This window comes from Salinispira pacifica, assembly GCF_000507245.1.
Lineage (GTDB): Bacteria > Spirochaetota > Spirochaetia > DSM-27196 > Salinispiraceae > Salinispira > Salinispira pacifica.
In genome coordinates this window covers 3,346,933-3,370,963 of the sequence record NC_023035.1, presented here as the reverse complement: position 1 = coordinate 3,370,963, position 24,031 = coordinate 3,346,933, and the positions used below count along the sequence as shown (strand labels likewise).

Genomic DNA, 24,031 nt, shown 5'->3' with positions numbered 1-24,031 from the left:
ATGCAGCTGAGTCTTATCCTGCCCGGGGCAGGTATCGCCTTTCTGATAAATCTGATTCTTACTCCGGTGATTATCCGGATCAGCCATCGAAACAACTGGTATGACCAGCTGGATCATCGAAAGATTCATACCGAAGACACCCCCCGGCTGGGCGGTGTGGGCTTTTTCCTTTCCTTCCTTCTCACTGCATTTATCCTCACTATTCTCCTCCCCCTTCTGGATTCCTCTTTTACCACCACACGGTTTTTCTCAAACAAGAATATTCTCCTCTTTCTGGGCTTTTTTATTGTCCACGGGCTGGGTCTGGTGGATGATTTTGTGAATATCAGGGCTATCTACAAGCTGATCGGGCAGATTGTTGCCGGGGCCCTGGTTGCCGTTGGCGGTGCCCTCATAGACGGAATTTATCTTCCCGGGGTTCGGTGGGTGCTTCCTTTGGGACCCATGAGCGGGGCCATCACCATTTTCTGGCTCATATCCATATCCAACGCGGTGAACCTTATCGACGGCCTGGACGGCCTTGCCGGCGGCACGGGACTCATCGCATCAGCGGGAATCGGTACGGTCCATGTGATTAACGGCAACCTCAGCGGTGCGCTCTTTTCGTTTATGCTGTTCGGTGCGCTCCTGGCATTTCTGGTATTCAACAAGCCCAAGGCGAAGGTGTTTATGGGGGATTCGGGAAGCCTCTTTCTGGGGTTCGCTCTGGGGGCTCTGGCCTTCATCGGCGCCGGGGACGGAGCTGCCGACCCCAGCCACTTTCAGGCGGGCTTTATTGTTACCATAACCGTTCTGATTGTTCCCATAATCGATATGGTTGCGGCAATTATGCGCAGAATTCGGGAGCGCAAACCCATTCATCATCCGGACAAGGAACACCTCCACCATAAACTTCTGGCCTTCGGGTTCTCCACCGGGCAGATTCTGGCAATGATCCACGCAGTGAACCTTCTCATGGCGCTGTCGGTAATCGGGCGCAGCCTGGCCATCCGCAATGAAGGCAGCCTCCTGGCAGCCGACCTCTTCATTCTCGTCGCCTGGCTGATTGCCGCATCACTTTTCACCTGGCTGCACTTTGCCAACAAGGCCCGGAAGAAGCTGGCGTGACGCAGGTGTTCTTTCATTGACCTGAAAGAAATTCGCGATACCATTAGTGGATAAAAAAGCATTCGTTATTCATGAACGAAAAATTCAGGAGCGTCATTAAATGCAAATTTCCAAGTTAAGGATATGGACGATTCACTATATGATTCACTAAAGCAGCGTGCTGCATCAGAAAGAAGATCTGTAAGTCAGGAAGTAGTACTAATAATTGAAAAATATTTATCCTCGCCTGATCAGTTTGAGAAAATCCAACAAAAGATTTCCTGGCATTAAAAGGAAGCTGGGTCGATGAGCGTTCCGCTGATGAAATTATAAATGACATCCGAATTTCAAGAAACAATTCATCACGATTTGAGAAATTGCAACTGGAAAACTGGGCACTATAAATTATCCTTTTCAATACACAGCATATTCCTGAGTTCTATATTGCATCCCAATCAGGCACTGTTTCGACTTTATGATCGATTTTTTGTCTGTTATATTACACTTATATAGAGTTCAATAATCGAATGAGGTTAATATGCCTAAGATCAGTGAGTTTTTCGGTATTCGAATTTTCATGTATTGGAATGACCATAATCCTCCGCATTTCCATGCAGAATATAACGATCTTAAAGCTCTGATTTCAATCCAGGATGGTGTTGTAATTGAAGGGATGCTCCCCAACAGGCAACTGAAATTGGTCTTGGCCTGGTGCGAAATACACAAATCAGAGCTCATGGAGAATTGGCTTATAGCTGAGCAGCATGGTGAGATCCACAAAATCAAACCGCTGCAGTAGGAATTAGTATGAATAGTGTATTGCAAGTAATTCCCAGGGAAGACTTTCATGTATACGTATATTTTTCTGATGGTCATATAAAGCTATATGATGCGTCTAAATTGACTCGAAGAGGTGTCTTCCAGCAATTGTCTGATATAAAAGTATTTATGGAGACCTGTACCGTAATGAATAACACTTTGGCTTGGGATGTTAAAAGAACTATGAATCCAGAAGAATGCCTGGATCTTGACCCGATCCAATTGTTTGCAGAGAGCATAGAGGTTGATGATCCTCTGGAAAACCATCAGCATATTTCATCGTGAAGTTTGAAGACCAAGAAAGTATCTACCAGTCTTTCTGAAATCCGTTGAGCCGCCCACGTGTGGAAACTGGCCACGATAAATCATCCCGGTGAATAACGGGACTCCTTGAGTTCTAAATTGCATCCCAGTCAGGCACTGTTTCGGCGTTATTTTTCTCTTTCACTTTTTCTAATAACTTAGTGAAGTTTTCTGAGATCTCTTTTTCATCCCGTTGGGCCCAGTATGTTTTCAGCAGGCTGTGTGTTTTCATTTCCTGTATTTCTTTCGTAAGAGCGTATAAGGCGAGCTGGTTTATCGAAACACCCTGCTGATCGGCCATATTCTTAATGCTATGCTTTAACTCTTCAGGAATGCGAAGTGTTAATACCGAGGCTTTATTTTTCATGAGTTTCCCTCCAATATTTTACGAAATATGAGGACACAAATCAACAAAAGTGGATGCTGATATTAAAGGGCAAATCAAAGCCTGGCGGGGCACCACATATGAAAGTGCATGCCGAAAACTATCTTGACACAGAGGGTACAATCAGCTGAACGCGCATTGATCTATAAACCTATTAGTCGTACTATTAAAAGTACCAATAGTGGTAGGAGGTGTACAATGCTGCATATTAGCGCAAACGAGTTGAAGACGAAGGGTGCGTCTGCTATAAAGCTGAATGATACAGAAGATAGCGAAGCCATTATTACCGTAAGGGGCAAAGACACATACGTGGTGATGAGCCTTGAAAAGTATAATTATCTTCGTGAATGCGAGCTGGAAGCCGCGCTGAATGAAACCCGGAAGGATCTTGATTCCGGAAATATGTACACAGATGGAATCAGCGCTCATTTAAATAGAATTGATCATGCCTAAATTGGTATTTACCCATAGCTATGAAAAACGTGCAGAAAAATTCCTGCTCCGTCATCCAGAGCTTCGAGGTCAGTATGTAAAAACCCTGCAATTACTGGAAATGAACCTGCACCATCCATCACTGCGTCTTCATCGCCTAAAGGGAAAATTATCTGACCTTCATAGTGTATTCATAAATACCGGTTACAGAATTACCATGGAATTTATTGTACGTGAAGATACAATCGTTCCTGTTAATGTGGGAAATCACGCTGCTGTTTATGAGAACCGCTGACACCAAGCTGTACCGCTACTTCCCACGGAAAAATAACTAATTGTGGGGGCACTATGAAAGGCTGAAATAGCTTCTCAGTATAAAAACCCAAAAAGGTACAGGGGTATCTCATATCTGCTTCCATGGAGAATATCGTCTTTTACCAGATATGAGTTTTCCAAATGTTCTTGTATTTGTTTTAAGCTTTTGTTCCGGCCGCCTAATTCAAAATTTTTCCCGCCAACTGTGTAGCCCCCGATGTCGCTGTAATGCAGCGTTTTCCCTGAATTCATAATCATCTTGATAAAGAAAATTTCTCTCAGTGTTCCATTAGACGCTTCGAACCCGATTTCGTCGCAGACAGATGCATATATATCCGGATTATCTAGAAATATCTTTTCAGTTTTCTTCAGCAGATTGCTGCCTGCTGTATTTTTGGGGATTAACTGAATCAGGCCTGTCTCATGCAATATATCCAGATAATTCTGTATGGTCTTATTATCCAGCCCGATGTTTTTTGCAATATTGTTGGTATTCAAGGAGCCTGGCGGTATTGTGGCCATATAGGAGAGGATTCGTTTAAAGTGTATGAGATTCTCTGTTTTCAGCTTATAGTGATTGGAAATATCTTCATATATTGTTTTTTCAACTATTCGCTGAATCTTATGACCATAGGAATCTGGATCCTCAAGGACGAATGGATAATATCCTGAGCCCATATATTGCTTAAAATGAACTAACAGTTTGGGTATGGCTGCAATTTCTGCTTCGATTCTGGTCTTGTCTTGCAATAATTGCTCTAAAGAAAAAGGTTCTACAACGGCTATGTTATTGAACATGAGATATTCTCTGAATGATAAGCCGCCGATTCTATATATACCCCCCCGTCTCGACAAGTCGTAAGAACCTTTGATCAGATCCAGACTTGAGCTCCCTGAAAAAACAATTCTCATATCCGGAAAGGAATCATAGATGTTTTTGATCTCCTGGTTCCAACCGGGATATTTATGTGCTTCATCAAAGAAATAGTATCGAATACCGTAGATCTCATATAATTCATGTACAAAATCAAATACCTTCTTTTGAGAGAAATAGATATTGTCCAGTGATGCATAGATGCAGTCATCAATGTTCAGGTTTTCTTTTATATATTGTAATAAAAGGGTGGTTTTACCCGTGCCTCTTGGCCCGATTAACCCTGTTAACCGGTTATTCAGGTTGAAATCTTTATACACATACCTATGATATTTGAAATGTGTATGCCCTAACAGCCTCTTATATGTTGAGAACATCTTCTCAATCATGAATACACTCCTGATTTATAGCTATATAGTTGGAGTGTACTCCCATAATTTGTTCTTTTCAAGCTGCTTCGCCTTACTGGCGGTGACTTTGGTAATACACCCCGGGGCCGGGCGGCGGCTAACCGGATACAGGTGGGACTGGAAACGAGATGAGTACCGTGGTTCCTCTGCCCGGGGTTGATCTCAGTTCCACCCAGCCCTGGAGCTGGGTGGTGACTACGGAATTGACAATGTAGAGTCCCAGGCCGGTTTTTCCTTCTCCCCGTTTGGTGGTAAAAAAGGGTTCGAATACCTTCGGGAGAATTGCGGGATCAATGCCTGTTCCATGGTCTGTGCATGTAATAAAAATGTTGCCATCCTGCCGTTCCAGCTGGAATTCTACCGGATCAGTAGTTTGTTGGGTCGATGTTTGTTGGGCTGATGTTTCAGCACCGGATTCATACTCGGTTTCATACCCGTGTTCTGCGGCATTGGCGATAAGGTTAAAGATGATGGGGTAGAGAACTGCCGGTGATATGGTAAGTTCAAACTCAGGACCGTCCACCGTGACACTGACATTCTTTCCTTCCATTTGACTTTCAGTGAGTTCCGCTACATCTTGCAGGTATTTTTTTACATAGATCCGTGCGGGCGGCTTGTCCTCCTGGGGGATGGTAATTTGCCGAAAACTTCTAATGAGCCGTATGGCTTTGTTCAGGCTTTTCTGTATAATTGCGATGGGTTCGCTGAGCATCCGGGGATGTGCCGGTTCGTTGCCTTCCTGCATCTTCTGTGCCAGATTTTCCAGATAGCTTACCGTGGTGAGAGCATTTCCCAGGGGGGTATTAAGCTCATGGGATATCCCCACCACCAGATTCCCGAGAGATACCAGACGTTCGGCGTTTCGCAGGCGCTGGGAGGTTTCTTCCACCTCCCGGGTGCGTTCGGCCACCTTGTGCTCAAGATTTTCATTGAGCTCCAGGAGGGATTGCTCCTTTTCCTCAATATGCTCGGCCATGGCATTCAGGCGGTCGATGAAGAGGTTAACATCCCTATATTGTTCGCGCTCAATTCGGCAGCTGTAGTTCCCTTTGCTTAATTGCCCGATGCCGTATATTACACCGGTGAGTGTTTTTTTGATTTTAAATCGGCTCAGGAGGAATATGCTTAAGAGCAATACGCCAGACATGGCCACAACGGTAATGCTGATGATCAACATCAGCTGCCGCTGAGTGCTGATTATCTGCCGGTTGGAAAACCACAGGGTTACCCGGCCGAGCTCAAGATTTTCAAAACTGATCTCCCGCATGAAGGGGCCGATGTACGAGGAACTCTCCGGCTCCTGATTCAATAAAATACCATTGGCGCTGGATTCCAGAATAATCCCTTCCAGAACCCCGGAGCCAAGATATGCCTGGACGATGTTTATTGCGGTTTCATCGCTTAGGGTGTAGAGAGGGGTTATAAGAATCTCCTGCAGTCTGTCTGCGGTCTCATGGGAGGTATCTTTCAACTGATTGATCAGGTAGCTGTTGGAGAGCATGAGGGTAATTATTCCGAACATGATTACCGAAAGGATGGCAATAATGGTGAGAATGATGGCCGTTTCGATTAGTAAATTGCGTTTCACCGGGATCCTCTATCGCTACGATTCTCAAAGAGCCTCTATCGGTACGATTCCAAAATTGATTGAACGCGCCCTTCACGGATCAGCATTTGCAGTATGTCATCAATGCGACGGTACAGTTCAGGGTGTTCCCCGTTATCCGGAAAACCCAGGTAGAGGGGTGTGTTCGGTTCGGGAACGTATGCTGTCTGCGAGAGCTCTCCGCTGAGATTTGCCCGGGCAATGTCGTATGCGAGGTTTGGGTCGGTGCCGATGATTACATCCACCCTGCCCAGCTCTAGCATCTTCAAAACCTGAGCCTCGGTTGAAAGCCCCAGCTTGGTAAGTTCTTCATCGGAGTTGAATGGTTCGAAATATGCCGAGTTCAGGGAGTACCCGATGCGGTAATTATACAGATCTTCGTATTTCCGAATTTGTGGAGCCGCATCCCGGCGGGCATAAAACACCGGTTGCACCACAGAGTAGCTGCTGGCAGAGTAGCGGATGTACTCGTCCCGTTCTTCTGTGTAGGCGATGCCGGGAATAATATCCGCATTCCCGCTTCTGATCATCTCAAGAGCCCGGGCGAAGGGACGGCGCTGTATTTCGATCTTCACATCCAGCTCATACTCAATGGCCTGAAGAAGATCAATGTCTATACCGGTCAGCTCCTCTTCTGCTTCAATCCGGTAAGGAGGCCAGACTTCCACCACTGCAACCAGGGTAATATCCTGCGCTCCAACCAATCCCAGGGCGGCTCCCAGATACAATAAACTGAACAGAACCTTTGCGCACTTCATAGTTCCATATTAGGTGATGTTAACAGATAATACAAAAAACTATTGTACATAATATGTTTCAACCAAGGTCATAATTTCTTCATAGGAGCGGTTCCCGTTTGCAAAAAAAGCGTAATCAACCCGGCTGCAGAAGCTACGCACTGACTGCAACGCTACACCCGCACCGACAAAAGTGTCACATCGTCATGAAAATCTTCTTCTCCCCGTACCAGTTTGAGCTGTTTGAGGAAAGTTTCGTTGAAATCTTCATCCATCACTGCCATACGGAAAAATTTCTTAATCACCTCGGAGTTGATTTTGGATTGTTTGGATTTGGTTTCCAAAAGACCGTCGGTGTAGACCGCCACGGCGTCTCCATGCTTCAGGGGAATATCTTTCTGCTGATACTGTACCCCTGAGGAAAACCCCATGGCAGGCCCCTCAATTTTGTGCTCCGTAACGCCGCCGGAATTGATGGTGTAAACCGGCAGGTGGCCTGCGTTGGATATGCTCAGACTCATATGCTCGGTATCTATAAGAATTATGCTGAAAGTTATGAGAATATCCGATGCGTTCTGAAGTACCTGGCACAGCCGTTTGTTCATGAAGGTCATGAGGCCTCCGGTGGTTACCTGGTCTCCCTGCCTGGGGCTGCCCAGTGACAGGCTGATGACCTTGAGCATGGCGGTAACGAAAGACGGCCGGATTCCCTGTCCGGTAACATCCCCCAGCATGGCGATGAAACGGTTATCATCCAGTTTGATAACATCATAATAATCTCCGCCGATGCGCAGGGCCTGGTGGGGCATGTAACTCAGCTCGAGCCGTGCATTTTTTACATCGGGAATGCGGGTTTCCAGGAGGTTTTTCTGGAAGTCCGCCGCAATATCGAGATGTCGGTTCAATTTATGAATGTACTCCCGGTTATCCTGTCTCATCCGGCGGATGGAAAGGGCGTTCTCAATCTCCGCCTCCAGAATTTCCGGGTTCCAGGGTTTTGTGATCAGCGCTCGGAGGGTTGCGGAAATGGCTTTCTGAATCTCCTGAATATCGTTGTACGCAGTAAGGAGCATGAGTTCGATATCAGGATAATCCCGGTGAACCTCCAGCAGGAAGTCGCTTCCCGACTGCTCGGCCATCCGCAGATCGGAGATCAGCACAGCTGTGCGGGATGCATCTTCAGCAAGCGCTTTCTTGCAGGCTCCCGGGCCCTTGTATGTCCGCAACTCCAGGTTCAAGCCGCTGCAAAAATCTTCCAGCTCACGGCTCAGGGCTTTGAGCACCTGGGGTTCGTCATCTACAATACAGAGGATTTCTTTTTGACCGTTCATATCATCCATAAGCCTATTGAAGCGTGTGAGGGCGGTCAAGTGCGGAGCATATGTGATGATTAATTAAATATGGTATCCGGAGCTTATTACTCTTAAAATCAAGTGGGTATATAATTATTCCACGCCTACTATACTTAGAATAGACGGCTTCGGAATAGCCATGGGTTTTCAAATGCTGTTTGAGTAAACATAAATAATGAAGCTCTCGTTGTAGAGCTGGATGATGGTCGAACAGTAAGCTGAGCCCTTTGTCCAGACCAAAATCTGATAAGTTTTACGTGGAGCCTGGAATTCAGGACCGACATTTTTTCTCTAATCTCCTACCCAAGGGCATTGTGCGCCGAGAGCTTGAGCACTCGAAGAAAATCCATCACGGAGATGATTTTGCCCTCCTTGCTGATATCGGCAGAGACTGTGCGGGAGCCTTGAGTATTACAGATACCCCCGAACCACCAATAGCCGAACAGGCTTGGTACCAGGAAATCGGCGAACAGGCCATCCGCGATGTGATTGCATCCAAGGGCTATTATCTCCCCTTCACCGGCGAAACCCCGGTGCGTCTATCATTAGCTGGTGCCCAGCATAAATGGGCTGTATATCGAGATCAAATCGGTACTTTGCATTGGCCTCATGGCAGCGGGGTGAGTTCCCACATTATCAAATTCCCGCATTCAGCGGTGAATAATCTTCCATTAAACGAAGCCTTTTGTACGAGATTTTTGGGGGACCTTGAGCTTCCGGTGATTACGACCACTGCATACAATGACTATGTACTTTCATCCCGCTATGATCGCAAGACCCTAGCTGACGGCACGATTGCCCGCGTTCACCAGGAAGATTTCCTGCAGGCATCAGGATATTCTTCCCATGAAAAATATGGTATCTCTGGTGGAATTCAGCTTAGTGAAATTGCCAAAATTCTTCGTTCTCATAGCTATCGGCCCGTTCACGATATCAATGTCCTGCTACAACGGCAGTTAGCAAATATTATTACCGGAAACACCGATGCTCATGGTAAAAACCTCTCGATATTGTATACAGCTTCGGGGCCTACGCTTTCTCCACTGTATGATTTAACCAGTACACTTCTGTTTGGCAAGCTCCTGGACCAGCGCTATGCTTTTCCTATTAGTCCGGACGAAACACGAAAAGTTCCCAACACACAAGACATCGCGTTTATAGCGCGAAGTCTTGGCGTGAGACCCGCTTTAGTAATGGAGCAATCTGAGAAGCTTACCCAATTGGCAATTAACCGCATGACAGATAGTGTTATTTCCTTTTACGAGCAACATCAGTTTGTGAAAAAACGAGGGATGGTTTCTAATCTTGCCAATGCAATTTTGCGCTGGGTAAAGGCAATTCGAAAGTCACTGCATCTTGAATCAATAAGGATTCCCCGAATCGACGATTCGCATACTCGTGAGGATAGGGGCTGTAAGTAGTCCGAAGGTTGGATCGGAAACGAAGATCTGCTCAGCTTCCGGGTCCGATAGATTCGATGTTGTGCTGCAAACCGGCTTCGGCATCCAAGCCGACGATAGATTTTATGATATAAGCTCATGAAACGTAACATCGGGATGTCGATACCGTTTCATCTGATGCCTCATGCCGGTAAACTCAATGGCTTCTTCCGGACAATGATGATAGCACCCTGCGCAATTCACGCAGTGATGATTCCAGGTGGGTCTTCCTTCCGGTTTGAGGATTTGGATGTTGCCCACCGGGCAAAACTGCTCGCAAATGCCGCAGCCATTGCAGCTGGAGTTCACAGAGAAAACTTCGTCAAGCCGATGGGCTTTGGAGAGTTGCAATGGCTCGCGGAAAATGCGCTGAAATGTCCCGCGGCCGAACAGACGAAAGTTGCCTTCCACCTTTCGCGACTCCCTATCGGATATTATCCGGGAGATTCGCTTTACCTTCAGCGCTTCCCTTCGATAGAATTTCTCGTGCGCTCTGGTCTGTATCGCAGAGATCATCGGGTGGTTCCCCGGCATCCTGATGGTGAAGCCGGCATTGACCTTGATGCCTTTCCGGGATAACTGATCTTCCGCCATGTTCAACGCACCATCGAACAAGCCCCCGCCGTTGGCGATGAGAAACAGATACCCTATCTCTCCAAAATCTGCTCGATCGATGAACTCCTGTACAAAGACCGGAGCCTGGGCGAAGTAGATGGGAAATATCAATCCGATGGAATCTGCTTCAATGGTACCTCGGTGACGACTCATTGAATGAATTGAAGCTCCATCAATTTCGGCAGCGAGGTCCTTCGCGATTGAAAGGGAATTACCGGTTCCAGTGAAATAGTACAATTCAGTGGTTCGCGGGGCCATATCAAACCCTCCAGCATTCCGGTATGCGTACGGCTTCGGATGCTAATTCGATTTTACCTCTATGTATTGGATAGGGCAATGAAAGGTGCCGCGGGGGATATGCGCTAGGTTCGGGCATTCCTGGGAACCCCATGTGTTTCAATGATAGGTTGTTATGTTTATTTGTCAAGCGTCGGTTAGGCGCATTACGCGGTCGATGGCTGGACGGCGGCTATCGCCGCCTGCTCGGCCCTGCAACCGTGGGTGTTAGACTACTCCTGATCACAAGCAATCCGGAAGCGCAGAGATCAGGACGGTCGATGGCCTATAACTTTTCTGTGGCGTCCTGCTGAAGCGGGTTGCGACCACGTTGATAGGTTTGGCTGGTCGGTGCCTCCGGAACCTGCTCGCCATGCATCCCCGGCAGGCCACCGGCCGCATACGTACCAACAGAATAGCACGACCAGGGCGCGATGCTGCCCTGGTCGGTTTCTTCGGAACCTGCTCGGGTATGCAACCTCAATAGTGGAATGGAACGCATAACCGACATCGGTACTCTGCTCTCTCGCTTTCAGGAGAACGAGGAGGAGACGATGGTTACACGTTTTCATGGTATCGATCAGCATAAGAGGTACTCGACAGTATCTGTGCTTGATCGTGGCGGGCGCGAGATGCGGTTTCTTAGATCATGTCAGATGGAGGCGTATCTCGCTGAGCTGGGTCCGGACGACGCGGTTGTAATCGAGGCGTCCTGCGGAATTTTCTATTTGGCTGGTCATTCGCTGGCGCTCATTGCTCGCCCATGAAACCGGGGCCGACCGTGTCGAGGCTCAGGGGGCTAAGTGCTTCGTGCTGGATCCGATGCGATTTCGCATCATCACCGATTCCTGGAATAAGACCGATCGGCAGGATGCACGCAACATGGCTAAAGCGCTATGGGTCTATCTGGTCATCGGGCCTGGTCGGCCATGCATCCGTGTGAGTTCGGTATCCCAACGGTGTACAAGCCGAGTGAGACGATCCGGACGCCGCGGAGGCTGTTTGCCGTTTACAACCTCTTTAATCGCCAGATTCGCATGTTGAAGAATACTATCCAGGCGATGCTCGCCGAGGACGGGGTAACCGTGAGTTCAACCGAACGATCGCGACTCTTCAAGGGGAAAGAGTCCGTCGCCGAGATCCTCGCTGATCGACACATCTGGGAGGTCATCGTTGATGCGCTGCAGATCCAAGTTGATCTGCTATGGACTATCACTGAATCGAAAGAGCGGCTCAGCCGGAAAATCGTGGAGGCGAGTACTCCACTGGATGAGCAGATCCAGCTTTTGATTACTATCCCCGGCATCACGCCACTGACCGCCGCAGCCTTTCTAGCTGACGTTGGAGATGTTCACCGTTTCCCGAGCCTGCGGCGCATGAACGCCTATCTCGGTTTGGTACCGCGATGTCATGATTCGGGCGGCAAGAGTCGTCCCGGGCATATCACCCGAGAATCACGGAAGCTCAGCCGGACGATCCTCACGCAGTCGATTTACCAGACGATCAAAGGAACGCCGGGATGGGAGCGCGACTACGAAGAGCTCAAAGCTCGACGCGGCAGTGGGCGAGCGCGGATCGCGATGATCCGGCGGCTATGCGGCGTGATGCGCCGGATGTTACTCCAGGGAGAACGATTTCACTGGTTAAAGGAGGAACTATATCGGCGAAAACTCGTCGAGTATCAAAAAACACTGGAGGAATGCAAGAAAGAGCGAGATGCTGCTTGACAAATAAACATAGTGGAAAAGTTATACCGGAGCGCAAGAGTTGTGGTGGGTACGCGAAGAAAAGTCTACGGGAAAACTTGTAAAAACCGTTGAATCGAAGTGAACTCAGTTACTTCCAGACGAGAAGGATATTGAATGCCATATCTTTCGCAGAAAGGTATGCTGCAGCCATTTAATTTAAGAGAATATGATATGTGTTTGGATACAACGCCGCTACGGATAGGAACATGAGATCAGATTGTTTGAAAATCAGGTTTTCTGACATCCGGAGGTGCTCGACCAATTGTAAATGCTCAGAGTGCAATCCTTTTTCCGAATCCAGGGGCCGCGATCTTCTTCGTTGAGACTGGCGGCTTCAAGAATGAGTGCGAACTTTTCCGAGGCACCCAGTTGTCGGGGACCAAGCTGAACATCATCACCGAGTATACCTTGATCGCTCTTTGCCATCCAGTTGCGAGTTGTCTGCTGGGCAATCCCGACATCGATACTAACAGACCGTATACTTTCAGCATTCGGTGGCAGAACCCTCTTGAGAACCGACTCTTTAATTGCTCTTCCATACCTCATGGAATCTCCATACATCTCGTACTCTGGAGTATGCTGATTCAGCTCAACTCCAGGCGAAATCTATGTTGACATATTCCGGGGTATGGTAGAATTGCAGCATAGGGTTTTTTCAGGAGGCCCTACATATGAGCAATTGCTAGGACCTTTCTCCAAAAGTTTCATCAGGAGGACCTCATGGAATACACCATGTTTCTGATTCTTGCCCCCATAGCTCTGGGGATTATCATCGTTACCCAGGTGGTGCTGTGGCGTTACCGCCGGGAAGCGGTGGGAAAGGCGCTGATGGTGTATTTTGTCCTGGCGGCGCTGCTGGTGATCACCAATATTCTGGAGCTGATCGCCGAGTCGGAGACCTGGACCTATAACTGGGCGGTGGCCCAGTTCCCGTTTTATTCGGCGCTGCCGGTTGTGTGGCTTCATTTTGCGTTTTCCTTTACTCAGGCAAGAATATCCCGAAAGAGGCTTTTGTGGGGATTCCTTTCGGTGGTGCCGGTGCTGTCCACCCTGCTGGTGCTCAGCGCAAGGCAGCACGGGCTCATTTATGTGTCGGTGGATTACCTGACACGGTTCGGGGTTTCCACGGTTGAACCGGAATACGGTCTGTGGTTCTGGTTCAATGGGGCTTTTCACTATGCTCTGCTCCTGTTCGGTGCATTGATCATCATCCGCTACATTATTCTTTCCGACAGGGTGTATGCCAACCGTGCATTCTGGGTCATAGCCGGGGTGTCCCTTCCCCTTGTGGTGAATATGCTGTATCTGCTCCCCCTGAGCTTTCTGCGCTACAAGGATTTCACCCCCATTGCATTTGCGGTCACCGGGGTGTTTTTCTTCATCGGCGTGTTCTGGCAGAGAATGCTTCAAATTGTTCCCCGGGCCAGGAATCTGGTGATCGATTCCATGGATCAGGCGGTGCTTATTTTTGATACCGGGGGTGTGCTGGTTGATATTAATTCCGCATCGGAAGCTCTGTTGAATGTTTCCGGAAAGAACCTGGGTCTGCAGCGCAACGAGATTCCCCTGCTGGTGGCTCTTTTGGGAGATACCGATTTGAACCGGAGCCGCAGTTTTGAGAGGCAGCTTGAGATGGACGGCAGAGAACGGCACTTCGATGTGTATGTCCGCCCAATCCGCAGCCTGCCCGGGCGAAGCGTTGCCGCATCTGCATCCTCGGAGGTGGGCACCCTGGTGATGATTTCCGACATAAGCGAAGAGGTGCTCCTGTCCCTGGAGCGTCTGGCCCTCCTGGACGATGCCCGCCGGGCCAACGAAGAACTGAAAGAGACCCAAATGCGCCTGATCCACCGGGAGAAGCTGGCATCCATCGGGCAGATCTCCGCCGGCCTTGCCCACGAGATGCGTAATCCGGTGGGCTACCTCCAGAGCAACTTCCGGGTCCTGCGCAAAAAGCTTGAAGCCCTGGGCGTACAATTTGAAAACGAGATCCCCTCGGATCAGCTGTTGACAATTCGCGAACTTCTCCAGGATTCAGAGGAGGGGTTCCAGCGTATTCTGGCTGTTGTGGACAATCTGCTCCACTTCTCCCGGCCGGGGAAGAGGGAGGAGATGGAGCTGTATGACCTGAACCGGGGCATCCGCAGTACGCTGGAGATTACCCGAGAGCTGATGCAGGCAAGCCGCCGGATTGACCTGGAGGCCCGGTATGCCGAACTGCCCCCGGTATCAGCTTATTCCGGAGAAATCAATCAGGTGATTTTGAACCTGATCACCAATGCGGTTCATGCCGTCCAGGATAACAGTGAACGTCCCCCCCGAATCAGCATTGAGACGTTCTACGATAATGACACGGTGGGCTGCCGGATCTGCAACAACGGCTCGGCCATTCCTGAGGAAATCCGGGAACAGATCTTCGAGCCCTTTTTCACCACCAAAGACTCGGGCAGCAGAACGGCCAGGGAACCGGGCTGGGACTGAGCATCGCCCGGGACATCGTGGTTGAGCGCCATGGAGGAAGTATCGACCTGGAAAGCGGGGATGAACAGACCTGTTTTACCCTGAAGCTGCCCCGGGACGGGTAAATCCATCCACCCACAATGGAAGAATGTCAGGAGAGGGTGTATTTGTCGTATTCTCTGCTGAGAATCTGAACTTCTTCGTTGTTGCTGTTAGCCTGCTCCTGAATATCCTGCATTGCCTGTTGAATCTCTTTCAGCGCTTCGGACATTTCCCCGGTGGAGAGGGTAATGCGTTCGGAGATATCCGAGAGGCTTCGAATTGAAGTGACAATTTCTCCTGCGCCGGATTTCATTTCTGCAGCACCGGAGCGCACCTGGGTTGAAATTTCATCCACACTATTCAGGGACTGAAGAATGACCTTGCTTCCGCTGGATTGCTCATGCAGGGCAGTTTCGATAGAGTCCACGATGGATAGAACCTTTTTTCCCGCTGCAGAGATATCCACTAGAGCATGTTCGGCGGATTCTGTCTGAAGCACCCCGGTGTTAACACTGTCCGCTTCCGCTTTCAGGTTATTGGAGATGGTCTTTGACTGTTCGGCGGAGGTCTCGGCCAGTTTGCGGATTTCGTCGGCCACTACGCTGAACCCTCTTCCCGAATCACCGGCATGGGCTGCTTCTATTGCCGCATTCATGGCCAGAAGATTTGTCTGGCCTGCAACATCCGAAATGAGTTTGTTTGCCTCCTGGAGACTCTCGGAATTGGCTGCAATTCTGTCCATGGTCTGTCGTAAATCACTTATCTGATCCAGACCGTTTCTGGAGGTGGTTTCCAAATCGTTGCTCAAATCCTTGGCATCGCTGCTGATTTTAGAAATTGAGGAAATATTCGCAATCATTTCTTCAACGGCGGTTGAAGATTCGCTGACATTTTCTACCTGGAGGTCAATGTTTGCCGAGAGACTTTCCACATTTTTTGCAATCTGTTCCACTGCTGCGCTTGTTTCGGTTACGTGAGCGCTTTGGTCAGTCATCTGATGATCGATGGATTGGATGCTGGCGGTGATCTGAACCACTGATGCGGTTATTTCGTTGACCATTGATGTAAGAGAGTGACTGCTGTTTTCCAGCTCATGGAGAAACACCTTGCTTGAAGACATATTGTCTGAGATGGTTCTCATGAGTTCATTGAACTCGTTCTCCGCAAGTCCCAGTTCATCCCGGAAAATAGGGTTGTCGGCCATTCGGTAGTCGTGGTTTTTGGCAACATGAATCCGCTGTGTGAGAGCGATAATCGGTTTGGTTATGGCGCTGTTCAATACACTGAGGCTGAGTGCGAGGCCAAGTACGAGGTTTACCAGAGGAACGATGTTGGAGCCCAGCAGGTCAAAGACACCCATTTCAATTCCTGCCATGGCCTGATCTCCAATTCGCAGGCCCATGGGGTAGAGGTAGGCGGAGACCGAGACAAATGAAATAATGAGCGCAAGCTTGGCTTTCAGGGGGACGGAAAACGATTTTCGGTCCAGAGGGAGATGTGTGGCGTAGGGAATGAGAATGGTGTCGATCATTGCTCCCGCCGGCAGACTAATTAATCCGATTTGGGCCAGGAGGATAATCCTGATGGCAGTTCCCATGAGCTGAGACTCGATTCCTGCAGCATGAATGAATACCATACCGCCTGTTAACAGGTGGATAAGGGAAATAAGCAGGAACAGGGGGATAAATCCTTTCAGAGCTGAAATGGCAGCAGTCTGATGCTTCTCGTGCTCTCTGCTCTTTTGCAACACAGATACCAGTACCATCCCCAGTATCAGAGCAATTCCAGTCATCAATGCCAGTTGCAGAACTGCGACGGGGCTGCTCAGCACGGCAATTGCATCCGGCCATTGAATAAAACCTGCAAAAAACGCCGTGAGAACGGCGATAAACGGGGGAGTAAGAAATGCGAATACGATTCTCCCAATAATCTTGCGACGAAGAGATGAATAGTCAGTCATGCCTACCTCTGTTGGATCCTGAGATGCAGGATATTTTGATATATGGGCAGCATGGATACCCGCTGCTGTTCTGTTAATAAATTATAATCACGGACAGAAATTAGGCAAGTTTTTTTTCTGAAAATAGAGCTGGTGAGGGTGAGGGGATGATTGAAATCATCTTGCGCTATGCAAAATGCATAGCCAATTCAATCAGCATACATCAATGAAAATTTGTAAACCAATATCTCCAAAGAAGCCATTATCCTAGAGGGGTTCTTACTATACAGAGCTATATTATAACCCGATAATAATAATCGGGGATATCCGGATAAAAAGCGGTGTTGTGGAAAACTGCTCCGGATTCTGCATCTATGTAAAACTGCATCATTGTAAAAAAGTACATCTGTTTGTTGATTCTCGTAAGGCTGATTGTGGGGTGATTGAAGTGAAGGCATTCAAGACCGTTCTGACATCGTGTATTTTTCTCGTTTTGCTGACATGGCCTGTGCACGCACAGGAAGAAGCCGGGGCACCCGGCGATTCTCCAACTCCCGCGGATCCAGTGGGTTCAGAGGGTGGTTCAGCCGGAGAAGAGCAGGAGCTGTTGAATGTCCCCCGGCAGGTGGACGGCCTGCTGCAGTGGCGCAAACAGTTGGATTTGAGCGGGCTTGATCCCGGCCGCTACAATCTGCTTGTGACAGCAGAGGACGAGGCGGGTAATATTCTTGAAGCCCCTCCTGTGGATATCAGGGTGGATCCCGAATCTGATCTTCCCCGCTCTTCTGTCACCTTTCCCGCATTGAACGAACGGGTGGCCGGGAATTTTTCCGCGCTTGGTTCTGCGGTGGATGATGATGCGGTTTCTTCCGTGGAATATCAGCTGATCCCCGGAGACGATCCCCGGGACGCGGATGCATCAGGCTTCAATGGAGCCGAAGGGAAGGAATTCTGGTCAGCGTCAATTGATGTATCCGATCTGGAAGACGGACCCTACACCATTGTGAGCAGGGCGGTGGATGTGAACGGTCTCACCGGTCCGGAAACTGCGGTTTCCTTTATTCTGGACAGAAATATCCCTGAAATAACCATCGAGAGTCATGAGAACGGCAGACTGGTGAGCGGCCGGCTGAAGGTCAGCGGCACGTTGAGCGATTCTAACGGCGTAGCGGCCATGCATATCCGAAGCGGCGACCAGTGGGATGAGATCCGGCTGAAAGGCAGGGACGGCGCCGGTGAGCGCAGTTTCGCACTGGATGTGGATACCCGGGAAATGGAAGACGGGCCCCGGGTTCTGGTGTTCCGCGCAGAAGACAGTCAGGGTTCCAGGTCCAGGGCATCACTCCTTCTGTTTGTTGACAACACTCCCCCCGAACTGGAGATTGTGTATCCCACTGAAGATCTCCAGGCCGATGGCAATTTCAGCGTACTGGGCCGCGCCCGGGACGATAACGGCATTGAGAGTCTCAGCTGGGCCTACCGCGGAGAAGAAGCGACGGAAATCGCGATGGAGCCCGGCAACCCCTACTGGCAGGCGCCGGTGGAGCTCAGCGGAGCCGATGAACTGGATCTGGAGTTCGTCCTCACCGATCCCGCCGGTAACAGCACCAATATCCGCTATCGCAAAGAGCTGAACGTTCAGGCCGACCGCCCCCGCATCAGCTTTGCCGGAGCCCTGGGTGAAACACAATCTCCGGGAGAAGAGCCGGATCAAACGGGGGAAGACGAACTGCCCTCCTACCGCCTGGGTGAGCAGATCAGCGGCTGGGTGCTGGACGACGATGCTCCCGGTGCGGTTATCTACAGTCTGAACCGGGGAGAAGAAGTGCGAATCGACACGCCCCGGAGCTTTACCATTGATATTTCAGATCTTCCGCCGGGAGAGCATGAGCTTCGTATCCGGGCGGAAGATATCTACGGGCTTCAAGGCGAAGAGCTGAGCCGTGATTTTCTGTTGAAACCCCGGAATCCCCGGGTTGAAATGGCGAAAGTGCTGCCCCGTGCAGCAGAGAATGGCGGAAATACCGGTGTCCGGAGTTCCGACGCCGGGGAGCCCGGCAGCCGGCAGCCGGCGGGCGAACTGGCCTATGAACCGGGAATCGGATTCCGAAGCGATGAGTATGCAGGGCTTGAAGGATATGTGAACTTTCACAGCGGAAAAGGCCGAATCGTGGCCAGCATTCCCGGCCGGGATGACCTGGAGCTGAAGCTGGAAGCCGTTGAAAGTGAATCGACAGCGAGCGGGCCCGAAAGAGATTCGACAGAGAGCGGGCCCACAGAGAGCAGAAATGACAGCCCGGGAACACAGTGGAAGTTCACTCTTCCTCTTGCCGATTCGACAGATACGTCCCTTCCCTATGGATATGTGCCGGTGAAGATCCGGGCCATAGATGAGCTTGGTTCTGTGTCTGAAAATATTTTTCCCCTGTGGATTGAAAACCTCAGCGTGTATACCGGCGAACCCCGGCTCCAGCTTCCCATAGAAGCGACCGAAATGGCTTCCGGAGCAGCCGTCCCTACCGGCGAGGCGGTGGTTCTTGGGGCCGGGGAAGTATTTGACCTTGTATTTTTCGGACAGGACGTGGAGTCGGCAGAATTAACTCTCCCCGGTGGAAACGACAATCCGGAAAACGACGAAGCCGGAGATGACAATGCCGCCGCAGCTTCGGATTTCCGCCTCAGGAGCCGGGGAAACAGGCTGAGCATCTCTGCCCGGACCTCAGGGATTCTCCGGGGAGCCGCAGTACGCATTACTACCGACCGGGGTACACAGTACACCCGGGATCTGCCGGTGATCATATCGGACCTGGATGCTCCTGATATCAGCCTTGAAGATACTGCCGCATCCTCCGGCGTGGTGAGAGGAACCGCAGAGGACGATACGGAAATCCGGCGTCTGTGGTATGTATCTGCCGATGCAGCCGGCCAAACAAATGGCCAAACAAACCAAGAGAACGGGGGCACAGCGGTTGCCCTGGACGGCGACGGCAGCTTTGAGATCAGCGTCCCCGATTCCGAAATCGTATACCCCGGAAGCATGATCACCGTCTATGCCGAAGATGCCGCAGGGCGGATTGCGTCCCGGTCCCTTTTGGTATCCGGCGGGGCGGCTCCGGAAGAAGCCGGTATGAACATGCGGCTGGTTATTCCCTTTTTCTCATCTGACGCAGGGCTCCTTCCCCGTGATCTCCACGGCGATAGCCAGGCTCTGCCGGTGGGGGTTGTGTCCAAGGGAAGCGGGAACGGCAGATTTGAGTATGCCGGGAATATTCTCATCTCCCTGAACGGCGGCGAACCCCGAAGCATATCCGGCGGACCTGAAGCATTCACAGAGTTTCCCTTTCCCGGTGCAGGGCAGCATCAGCTGAAAGCCGAACTGCCCTATATTGAATTTCGTGAAGGGGATGATGAGGGCAGAGAGCGAAGCGTTTCCGCAAGCGTGAGCTTCACCATCGCCCCGGAAACCGGCACGCTGGTGTTCGCTGACAGGCAGCTGGAAGAAATCCCCCGCTTTTCCGGCGAAGAGCCGGCGGCAATAACGGGAACATTCGACTATGACGGAAAAATTGAAGAGGCCGTATACGTACTGGACGGCGGTGAAGAGATAGAGCTGAACCTCAGCTCCCGGGATGCCGGCGGGTACGCTTTTGCCGTTCCCCTGGAAAACCGGGACCGCAGTCTCAGGGCGGGGCGGCATGGCATCAGCCTGCGGATAAGCGATGAGTTCGGTCGAGAAGTCACCGGTTTTCTGGATTTCCACCTCAGGGAATCGACGGAGAACCGGATTATTGACGACCGGGAAGGCTGGTATCCTGTTGAAGAGAAGCCGGGCAGCTACATCTATCTGTTTAACGGCCGACCTCCGGAAGCCGCGAGAACGGCAACTGCATCCGCTTCAGGGGATGGTAGCGTGAATGTCGACGGGGCCGATACTGCAAGGCCTGCGGGTCTTCCCGCGGCCGGGGTGGATCAGGCGGGAAGTTCATGGATCGTCCGCCTCACTCCAGCAGAGGTTCTCCGCTGGGAAGAGCTGAAGCTGGAACTGGAAACCGTTGACGGCCAGGTTTTTGACAGAACAATAGACGGGGTAAGCTTCGATACCCTTGCTCCGGAACTCATCCTGAATACCCCTGTTGAAGGGGAAAACCTCAACGTGCTTCGGATATCCGGAACTGCTGCGGATAATGACGCCTTTGGTATTGCCGCCGAAGAAAATGACGCCAGCGCAAGTAGCGGCCGAAAAACCAGCCAGAATACCGGCGGTCTGCCGGTGCTCAGCTACAGCCTGAACGGCAATAATTTCCGGGTCCTCACACAGGATTCGGCGGTCTTTCCATCGGGTTCTCCGGATAATGGTGCATCCACCGGGGAAAATGATCCGGCAGCCGCAGACCGGAATGCCGGGCGGAGAGGTGCGTTCTCCTTCGCAATTGGTGCTGAAGAGCTGATAAAGGCCGGCGCCGATCAGGGTCCCCTTGAACTGACGGTACGGGCTGAGGATGCCTCCGGCAATTTCACCACGGTGCGCAGACTTCTTACGCTGGATACTGAAGGCCCGGAAATTGAGCAGATTCTTCCGGGTGATGAGGTGGTGAACGGTCGTAATTCCCTCTTTTTCCTGGTGTGGGATCAGTTCAGCCATGAGCCGGGCGGGCGGTTCGCCCTGGCCGTGCCTGCTGCAGGTAACGGTGAAAGCGACGGTGCCGAGGCAGGCGATGAGGCCCCCGAAGACGCCGCAGAAGAAACCTCAGAAGAAGCCGCCGATGAGATTGAACTGAAATTTGAAGAGAAACAGAGCGAACACGGCGTGCTGGAGCATCTTCTTGATCTGTCTCCCTACGCCGAATTTCCCCGGCAAGTATATCTTGAGCTGAGTGACAGCGCAGGAAATACCCGGAGGCGGGACGTGGATCTGAACTTTGACCCCGCCTCGGACAAGCCGAAGATCAGCATGGAATTTCCCGAAGAAGATGCCCTGTTTGAGTCCGACGCATTGTTCAGCGGTACGGTGATTGACGACGATGGTGTAGATTCTATCCGCTACCGGCTGGATGACGGAGAATACCGTCGGGCGGACACGGTGGAGGGGGCCAACAGTTTTGAGATTCGTATCCCCTTCGAAGAGCTGGAAGATAACGAACATGTTCTGGATGTTATCGCAGTGGATATATACGGTGTGGAAAGCGATGTGCTTTCAACGCCATTCCGGGTGAGCCGGGAAAAACCCCGGGCGCAGCTGCTTTCACCTGAGCTGGGCAGCACCAACGGCGGGACTGTGACCCTTGAAGGAAGCGCATCGGATGCCAACGGCATAGAGAGCGTCTGGATTTCCCTGGACGGGGGCAACAGCTTCCAGCAGACCCGGGGCGGGGAAACCTGGAGTTATGATCTGGACAGCAGCATTCTGGTGGATCGAAGCTATCTCATGCTCATAAAGGCGGTTGACGGCTACGGCGTGGAATCGGTTTCTTCAAGCATTATCACCCTGGATAACACTCCTCCGGCAATGGAACTTTCCCTTCCCCGGGAGGGCAGTGAGGTTGAGTACAGTCTGCCGGTTCAGCTTCGGGTAAGCGACGAGCTGACGGTTGCAGATATCCGGTATCAGATTACCCGGCTGCTGCCTGACGCAACAACGGACACAGCGGCAGCTGCAGATGATGACGGGAACGCACAGGAACAACAGGTCGGCGGTGAGACCATGCTCGGGGGATATTTTGAACCCCGGCGGGTTGTTCTGGAACAGATTGATATTTCCGGCCTTGAGCCCGGATTGTACAACCTGAGCATTTTCGCCCGGGATGATGCGGAGAATGAGAGCATGGTTTCCCGGGATATTATCAGAGTGATTCCCGAGAATGAGGGGCGGCTTGCCCTGCTGCATCCTTTTGACGGAAGCAGGGTTTCAGGTCACTTCACCCTGGAAGGCCGGGCATACGCGGTGGACGGAGAAATCCCGTCCCAGGTGGTTCTCACCATGGACGGATCATCTTTTGATGTACTGAAAACCGACGACAACGGCTATTTCAGCCGGAGCTTTGAACCCGGTGAAATCGCCGACGGATCTCATCTGTTCAGAATTCTGCCGGATACCGCCTCATCCGCTGACAGTGAAAACGGAGGTCTCATCCCCCGGAGCAGAATCGACTACCGGGCGGAAGGTCCCTGGGTGAGCATCGATTCCATGGGGACCGGCGATTTTGCCAGTCAGCGCCCCTGGATCAGCGGGCGCACCGGGTATTTCCGGGAGTCCGGACCGGACGGTGCATCGGAAGCAGATGAGATGAGCCGGAAGGAACAGCGGGAGCTGGAAAAGCAGTATGAGCTGGTGAGTCTTGAATACTCACTGGATAACGGAAGCAGTTTCACCTCCATGCGGCCACGGGAGGAATGGAAGTTCCGGCTGGAAACCCAGGATCTGAATGACGGCCCGTTGAGCGTCATGGTTCGCTCCCGATTTGCATCCGGGGAGACTGCAGTGAGCCGGATCTTCACCCGGGTGGATGACACCCTTCCCAGTGTGAGCATCATTACCCCCGAGGAAAATATCGCACTGAACGAAGAGCTGGAGGTAAGCGGAACCGCCTGGGATGCAAACGGGCTGAAAGATGTGCAGCTCACCCTCCGCCCCAGGAGCAAGAACAGCTATGAAGTGCCCCAGTTCATTCAGGGGCTGTATGTGGATCTTCATGTTCTGGGTGCCACCTACTGGGAAGCGGGGCTGGGACTTACCTTCTTCGACAACAACGTAAAGCTCCAGGTGCTGGGGGGGCAGGCCCCGGAGGGCAGGTTCAACGGTAACGTGCTGGGGCTGAAGCTTCTTGCCAACGTGGCCAGTCTGCCCTACGGATTTCTGTTCGGACCGGACTGGGAATTTCTCTCCAGCAGCCTTGCGGTGGGATCGGCTTTCCAGTATTTCACCATGGATTCTTCAACGTCCCAGGGAAGCACGGAAGCCGACGGTCTGGTGCTGGGGGCGGTAATCGTCCAGCTTGAACTTCTGAAAGTTGAAATTGAAAAATGGAATGCAATGAACGCCTATGCGGCGTATGTGGAAAACCAGTTCTGGTTTATTTCATCCGATATCCAGGGAGGAATTAAATACCGCCTGGCCTTCGGAATGCGGATAAATCTGTTCTAGGCGCTGGCTAAACCGGCCTGGAAAACAGGGATGAACCTTTCCATGGAAATGG

At 51.0% G+C, this 24,031-nt stretch carries 19 protein-coding genes; 11 read left to right on the top strand and 8 right to left on the bottom strand.

What is annotated here, in order from left to right; translation table 11 throughout:
* From L21SP2_RS14695 to L21SP2_RS19095, 4 genes are all read left to right on the top strand, one after another.
* Positions 1–1,107 carry a glycosyltransferase family 4 protein gene (locus L21SP2_RS14695; protein WP_024269367.1) on the top strand — a complete coding sequence of 369 codons (1,107 nt, stop codon included), beginning with the start codon at positions 1–3 and terminating at the stop codon, positions 1,105–1,107.
* Between the two features lie 123 nt (positions 1,108–1,230).
* On the top strand, positions 1,231–1,377 hold the full coding sequence (locus L21SP2_RS19305; RefSeq protein WP_425277200.1) for a hypothetical protein: 147 nt from the start codon (positions 1,231–1,233) through the stop codon (positions 1,375–1,377).
* Positions 1,378–1,624: 247 nt separating this feature from the next.
* Positions 1,625–1,885, top strand: a complete 261-nt coding sequence (locus tag L21SP2_RS14690; RefSeq protein ID WP_024269366.1) for a DUF4160 domain-containing protein — start codon at positions 1,625–1,627, stop codon at positions 1,883–1,885.
* Between the two features lie 8 nt (positions 1,886–1,893).
* Positions 1,894–2,190, top strand: a complete 297-nt coding sequence (locus L21SP2_RS19095; RefSeq protein WP_041401672.1) for a DUF2442 domain-containing protein — start codon at positions 1,894–1,896, stop codon at positions 2,188–2,190.
* A gap of 112 nt (positions 2,191–2,302) precedes the next feature.
* Here the strand turns inward: L21SP2_RS19095 and L21SP2_RS14680 are convergent, their stop codons facing one another.
* A complete protein-coding gene (locus L21SP2_RS14680) occupies positions 2,303–2,575 on the bottom strand; it encodes a toxin-antitoxin system HicB family antitoxin (RefSeq protein ID WP_024269364.1) in 273 nt (90 codons plus the stop codon).
* A 216-nt stretch (positions 2,576–2,791) separates the two neighbouring features.
* Here L21SP2_RS14680 and L21SP2_RS14675 point away from each other — a divergent pair, with 216 nt between their 5' ends.
* The gene (locus L21SP2_RS14675) at positions 2,792–3,046 is read left to right on the top strand and encodes a type II toxin-antitoxin system Phd/YefM family antitoxin (RefSeq protein WP_024269363.1); all 255 of its coding nucleotides are present in this window, start codon (positions 2,792–2,794) and stop codon (positions 3,044–3,046) included.
* Positions 3,039–3,320 (top strand): type II toxin-antitoxin system RelE/ParE family toxin, encoded by a 282-nt coding sequence (locus L21SP2_RS14670; protein WP_041401669.1) that lies wholly within the window; start codon positions 3,039–3,041, stop codon positions 3,318–3,320. The genes L21SP2_RS14675 and L21SP2_RS14670 overlap by 8 nt, the downstream gene beginning before the upstream one ends.
* Positions 3,321–3,394: 74 nt before the next feature.
* Here L21SP2_RS14670 and L21SP2_RS14665 read toward each other — a convergent pair whose 3' ends face one another.
* The 4 genes from L21SP2_RS14665 to L21SP2_RS14650 all read right to left on the bottom strand — a co-directional run bounded on the left by L21SP2_RS14665 (position 3,395) and on the right by L21SP2_RS14650 (position 8,298).
* The gene (locus L21SP2_RS14665) at positions 3,395–4,603 is read right to left on the bottom strand and encodes an ATP-binding protein (RefSeq protein ID WP_024269361.1); all 1,209 of its coding nucleotides are present in this window, start codon (positions 4,601–4,603) and stop codon (positions 3,395–3,397) included.
* Positions 4,604–4,721: 118 nt separating this feature from the next.
* Positions 4,722–6,212, bottom strand: a complete 1,491-nt coding sequence (locus L21SP2_RS14660) for a sensor histidine kinase (RefSeq protein WP_024269360.1) — start codon at positions 6,210–6,212, stop codon at positions 4,722–4,724.
* 35 nt (positions 6,213–6,247) lie between these two features.
* Positions 6,248–6,988: a substrate-binding periplasmic protein gene (locus tag L21SP2_RS14655; RefSeq protein WP_024269359.1), complete on the bottom strand. Its 741-nt coding sequence runs from the start codon at positions 6,986–6,988 to the stop codon at positions 6,248–6,250.
* Between the two features lie 152 nt (positions 6,989–7,140).
* Entirely contained in the window at positions 7,141–8,298 is a 1,158-nt protein-coding gene (locus L21SP2_RS14650; RefSeq protein ID WP_169730494.1) for a PP2C family protein-serine/threonine phosphatase, read from the bottom strand.
* 248 nt (positions 8,299–8,546) lie between these two features.
* Between L21SP2_RS14650 and L21SP2_RS17615 the strand changes: the two genes are divergently transcribed.
* Positions 8,547–9,740 (top strand): HipA domain-containing protein, encoded by a 1,194-nt coding sequence (locus L21SP2_RS17615; RefSeq protein ID WP_053335716.1) that lies wholly within the window; start codon positions 8,547–8,549, stop codon positions 9,738–9,740.
* A gap of 102 nt (positions 9,741–9,842) precedes the next feature.
* Here L21SP2_RS17615 and L21SP2_RS14640 read toward each other — a convergent pair whose 3' ends face one another.
* Positions 9,843–10,631 carry an EFR1 family ferrodoxin gene (locus L21SP2_RS14640; protein WP_024269356.1) on the bottom strand — a complete coding sequence of 263 codons (789 nt, stop codon included), beginning with the start codon at positions 10,629–10,631 and terminating at the stop codon, positions 9,843–9,845.
* Positions 10,632–11,545: 914 nt separating this feature from the next.
* On the opposite strand from L21SP2_RS14640, the gene L21SP2_RS14630 reads away from it, so the two are divergent.
* Positions 11,546–12,376: an IS110 family transposase gene (locus L21SP2_RS14630; protein WP_024269354.1), complete on the top strand. Its 831-nt coding sequence runs from the start codon at positions 11,546–11,548 to the stop codon at positions 12,374–12,376.
* 249 nt (positions 12,377–12,625) lie between these two features.
* Here L21SP2_RS14630 and L21SP2_RS18450 read toward each other — a convergent pair whose 3' ends face one another.
* Positions 12,626–12,823, bottom strand: a complete 198-nt coding sequence (locus tag L21SP2_RS18450; RefSeq protein ID WP_024269353.1) for a hypothetical protein — start codon at positions 12,821–12,823, stop codon at positions 12,626–12,628.
* 294 nt (positions 12,824–13,117) lie between these two features.
* On the opposite strand from L21SP2_RS18450, the gene L21SP2_RS17610 reads away from it, so the two are divergent.
* A complete protein-coding gene (locus L21SP2_RS17610; protein WP_024269352.1) occupies positions 13,118–14,878 on the top strand; it encodes a histidine kinase N-terminal 7TM domain-containing protein in 1,761 nt (586 codons plus the stop codon).
* 17 nt (positions 14,879–14,895) lie between these two features.
* The gene (locus L21SP2_RS19300; RefSeq protein ID WP_425277217.1) at positions 14,896–14,982 is read left to right on the top strand and encodes a hypothetical protein; all 87 of its coding nucleotides are present in this window, start codon (positions 14,896–14,898) and stop codon (positions 14,980–14,982) included.
* Between the two features lie 26 nt (positions 14,983–15,008).
* Here the strand turns inward: L21SP2_RS19300 and L21SP2_RS14615 are convergent, their stop codons facing one another.
* Positions 15,009–16,859 carry a methyl-accepting chemotaxis protein gene (locus tag L21SP2_RS14615; RefSeq protein WP_024269351.1) on the bottom strand — a complete coding sequence of 617 codons (1,851 nt, stop codon included), beginning with the start codon at positions 16,857–16,859 and terminating at the stop codon, positions 15,009–15,011.
* A gap of 418 nt (positions 16,860–17,277) precedes the next feature.
* Between L21SP2_RS14615 and L21SP2_RS14610 the strand changes: the two genes are divergently transcribed.
* Positions 17,278–23,979: an Ig-like domain-containing protein gene (locus L21SP2_RS14610; RefSeq protein ID WP_144083023.1), complete on the top strand. Its 6,702-nt coding sequence runs from the start codon at positions 17,278–17,280 to the stop codon at positions 23,977–23,979.
* Positions 23,980–24,031: the final 52 nt, after the last annotated feature.

Coding starts and splice junctions, on each gene's coding strand:
- L21SP2_RS14690 (WP_024269366.1), top strand. CDS start 1,625: ATGCCTAAGATCAGTGAGTTTTTCGGTATTCGAATTTTCATGTATTGG.
- L21SP2_RS14615 (WP_024269351.1), bottom strand. CDS start 16,859: ATGACTGACTATTCATCTCTTCGTCGCAAGATTATTGGGAGAATCGTA.
- L21SP2_RS18450 (WP_024269353.1), bottom strand. CDS start 12,823: ATGGCAAAGAGCGATCAAGGTATACTCGGTGATGATGTTCAGCTTGGT.
- L21SP2_RS19305 (WP_425277200.1), top strand. CDS start 1,231: ATGGACGATTCACTATATGATTCACTAAAGCAGCGTGCTGCATCAGAA.
- L21SP2_RS14630 (WP_024269354.1), top strand. CDS start 11,546: ATGGGTCTATCTGGTCATCGGGCCTGGTCGGCCATGCATCCGTGTGAG.
- L21SP2_RS14680 (WP_024269364.1), bottom strand. CDS start 2,575: ATGAAAAATAAAGCCTCGGTATTAACACTTCGCATTCCTGAAGAGTTA.
- L21SP2_RS14670 (WP_041401669.1), top strand. CDS start 3,039: ATGCCTAAATTGGTATTTACCCATAGCTATGAAAAACGTGCAGAAAAA.
- L21SP2_RS14655 (WP_024269359.1), bottom strand. CDS start 6,988: ATGAAGTGCGCAAAGGTTCTGTTCAGTTTATTGTATCTGGGAGCCGCC.
- L21SP2_RS14675 (WP_024269363.1), top strand. CDS start 2,792: ATGCTGCATATTAGCGCAAACGAGTTGAAGACGAAGGGTGCGTCTGCT.
- L21SP2_RS17610 (WP_024269352.1), top strand. CDS start 13,118: ATGGAATACACCATGTTTCTGATTCTTGCCCCCATAGCTCTGGGGATT.
- L21SP2_RS14695 (WP_024269367.1), top strand. CDS start 1: ATGCAGCTGAGTCTTATCCTGCCCGGGGCAGGTATCGCCTTTCTGATA.
- L21SP2_RS14640 (WP_024269356.1), bottom strand. CDS start 10,631: ATGGCCCCGCGAACCACTGAATTGTACTATTTCACTGGAACCGGTAAT.
- L21SP2_RS19095 (WP_041401672.1), top strand. CDS start 1,894: ATGAATAGTGTATTGCAAGTAATTCCCAGGGAAGACTTTCATGTATAC.
- L21SP2_RS14665 (WP_024269361.1), bottom strand. CDS start 4,603: ATGATTGAGAAGATGTTCTCAACATATAAGAGGCTGTTAGGGCATACA.
- L21SP2_RS14650 (WP_169730494.1), bottom strand. CDS start 8,298: ATGAACGGTCAAAAAGAAATCCTCTGTATTGTAGATGACGAACCCCAG.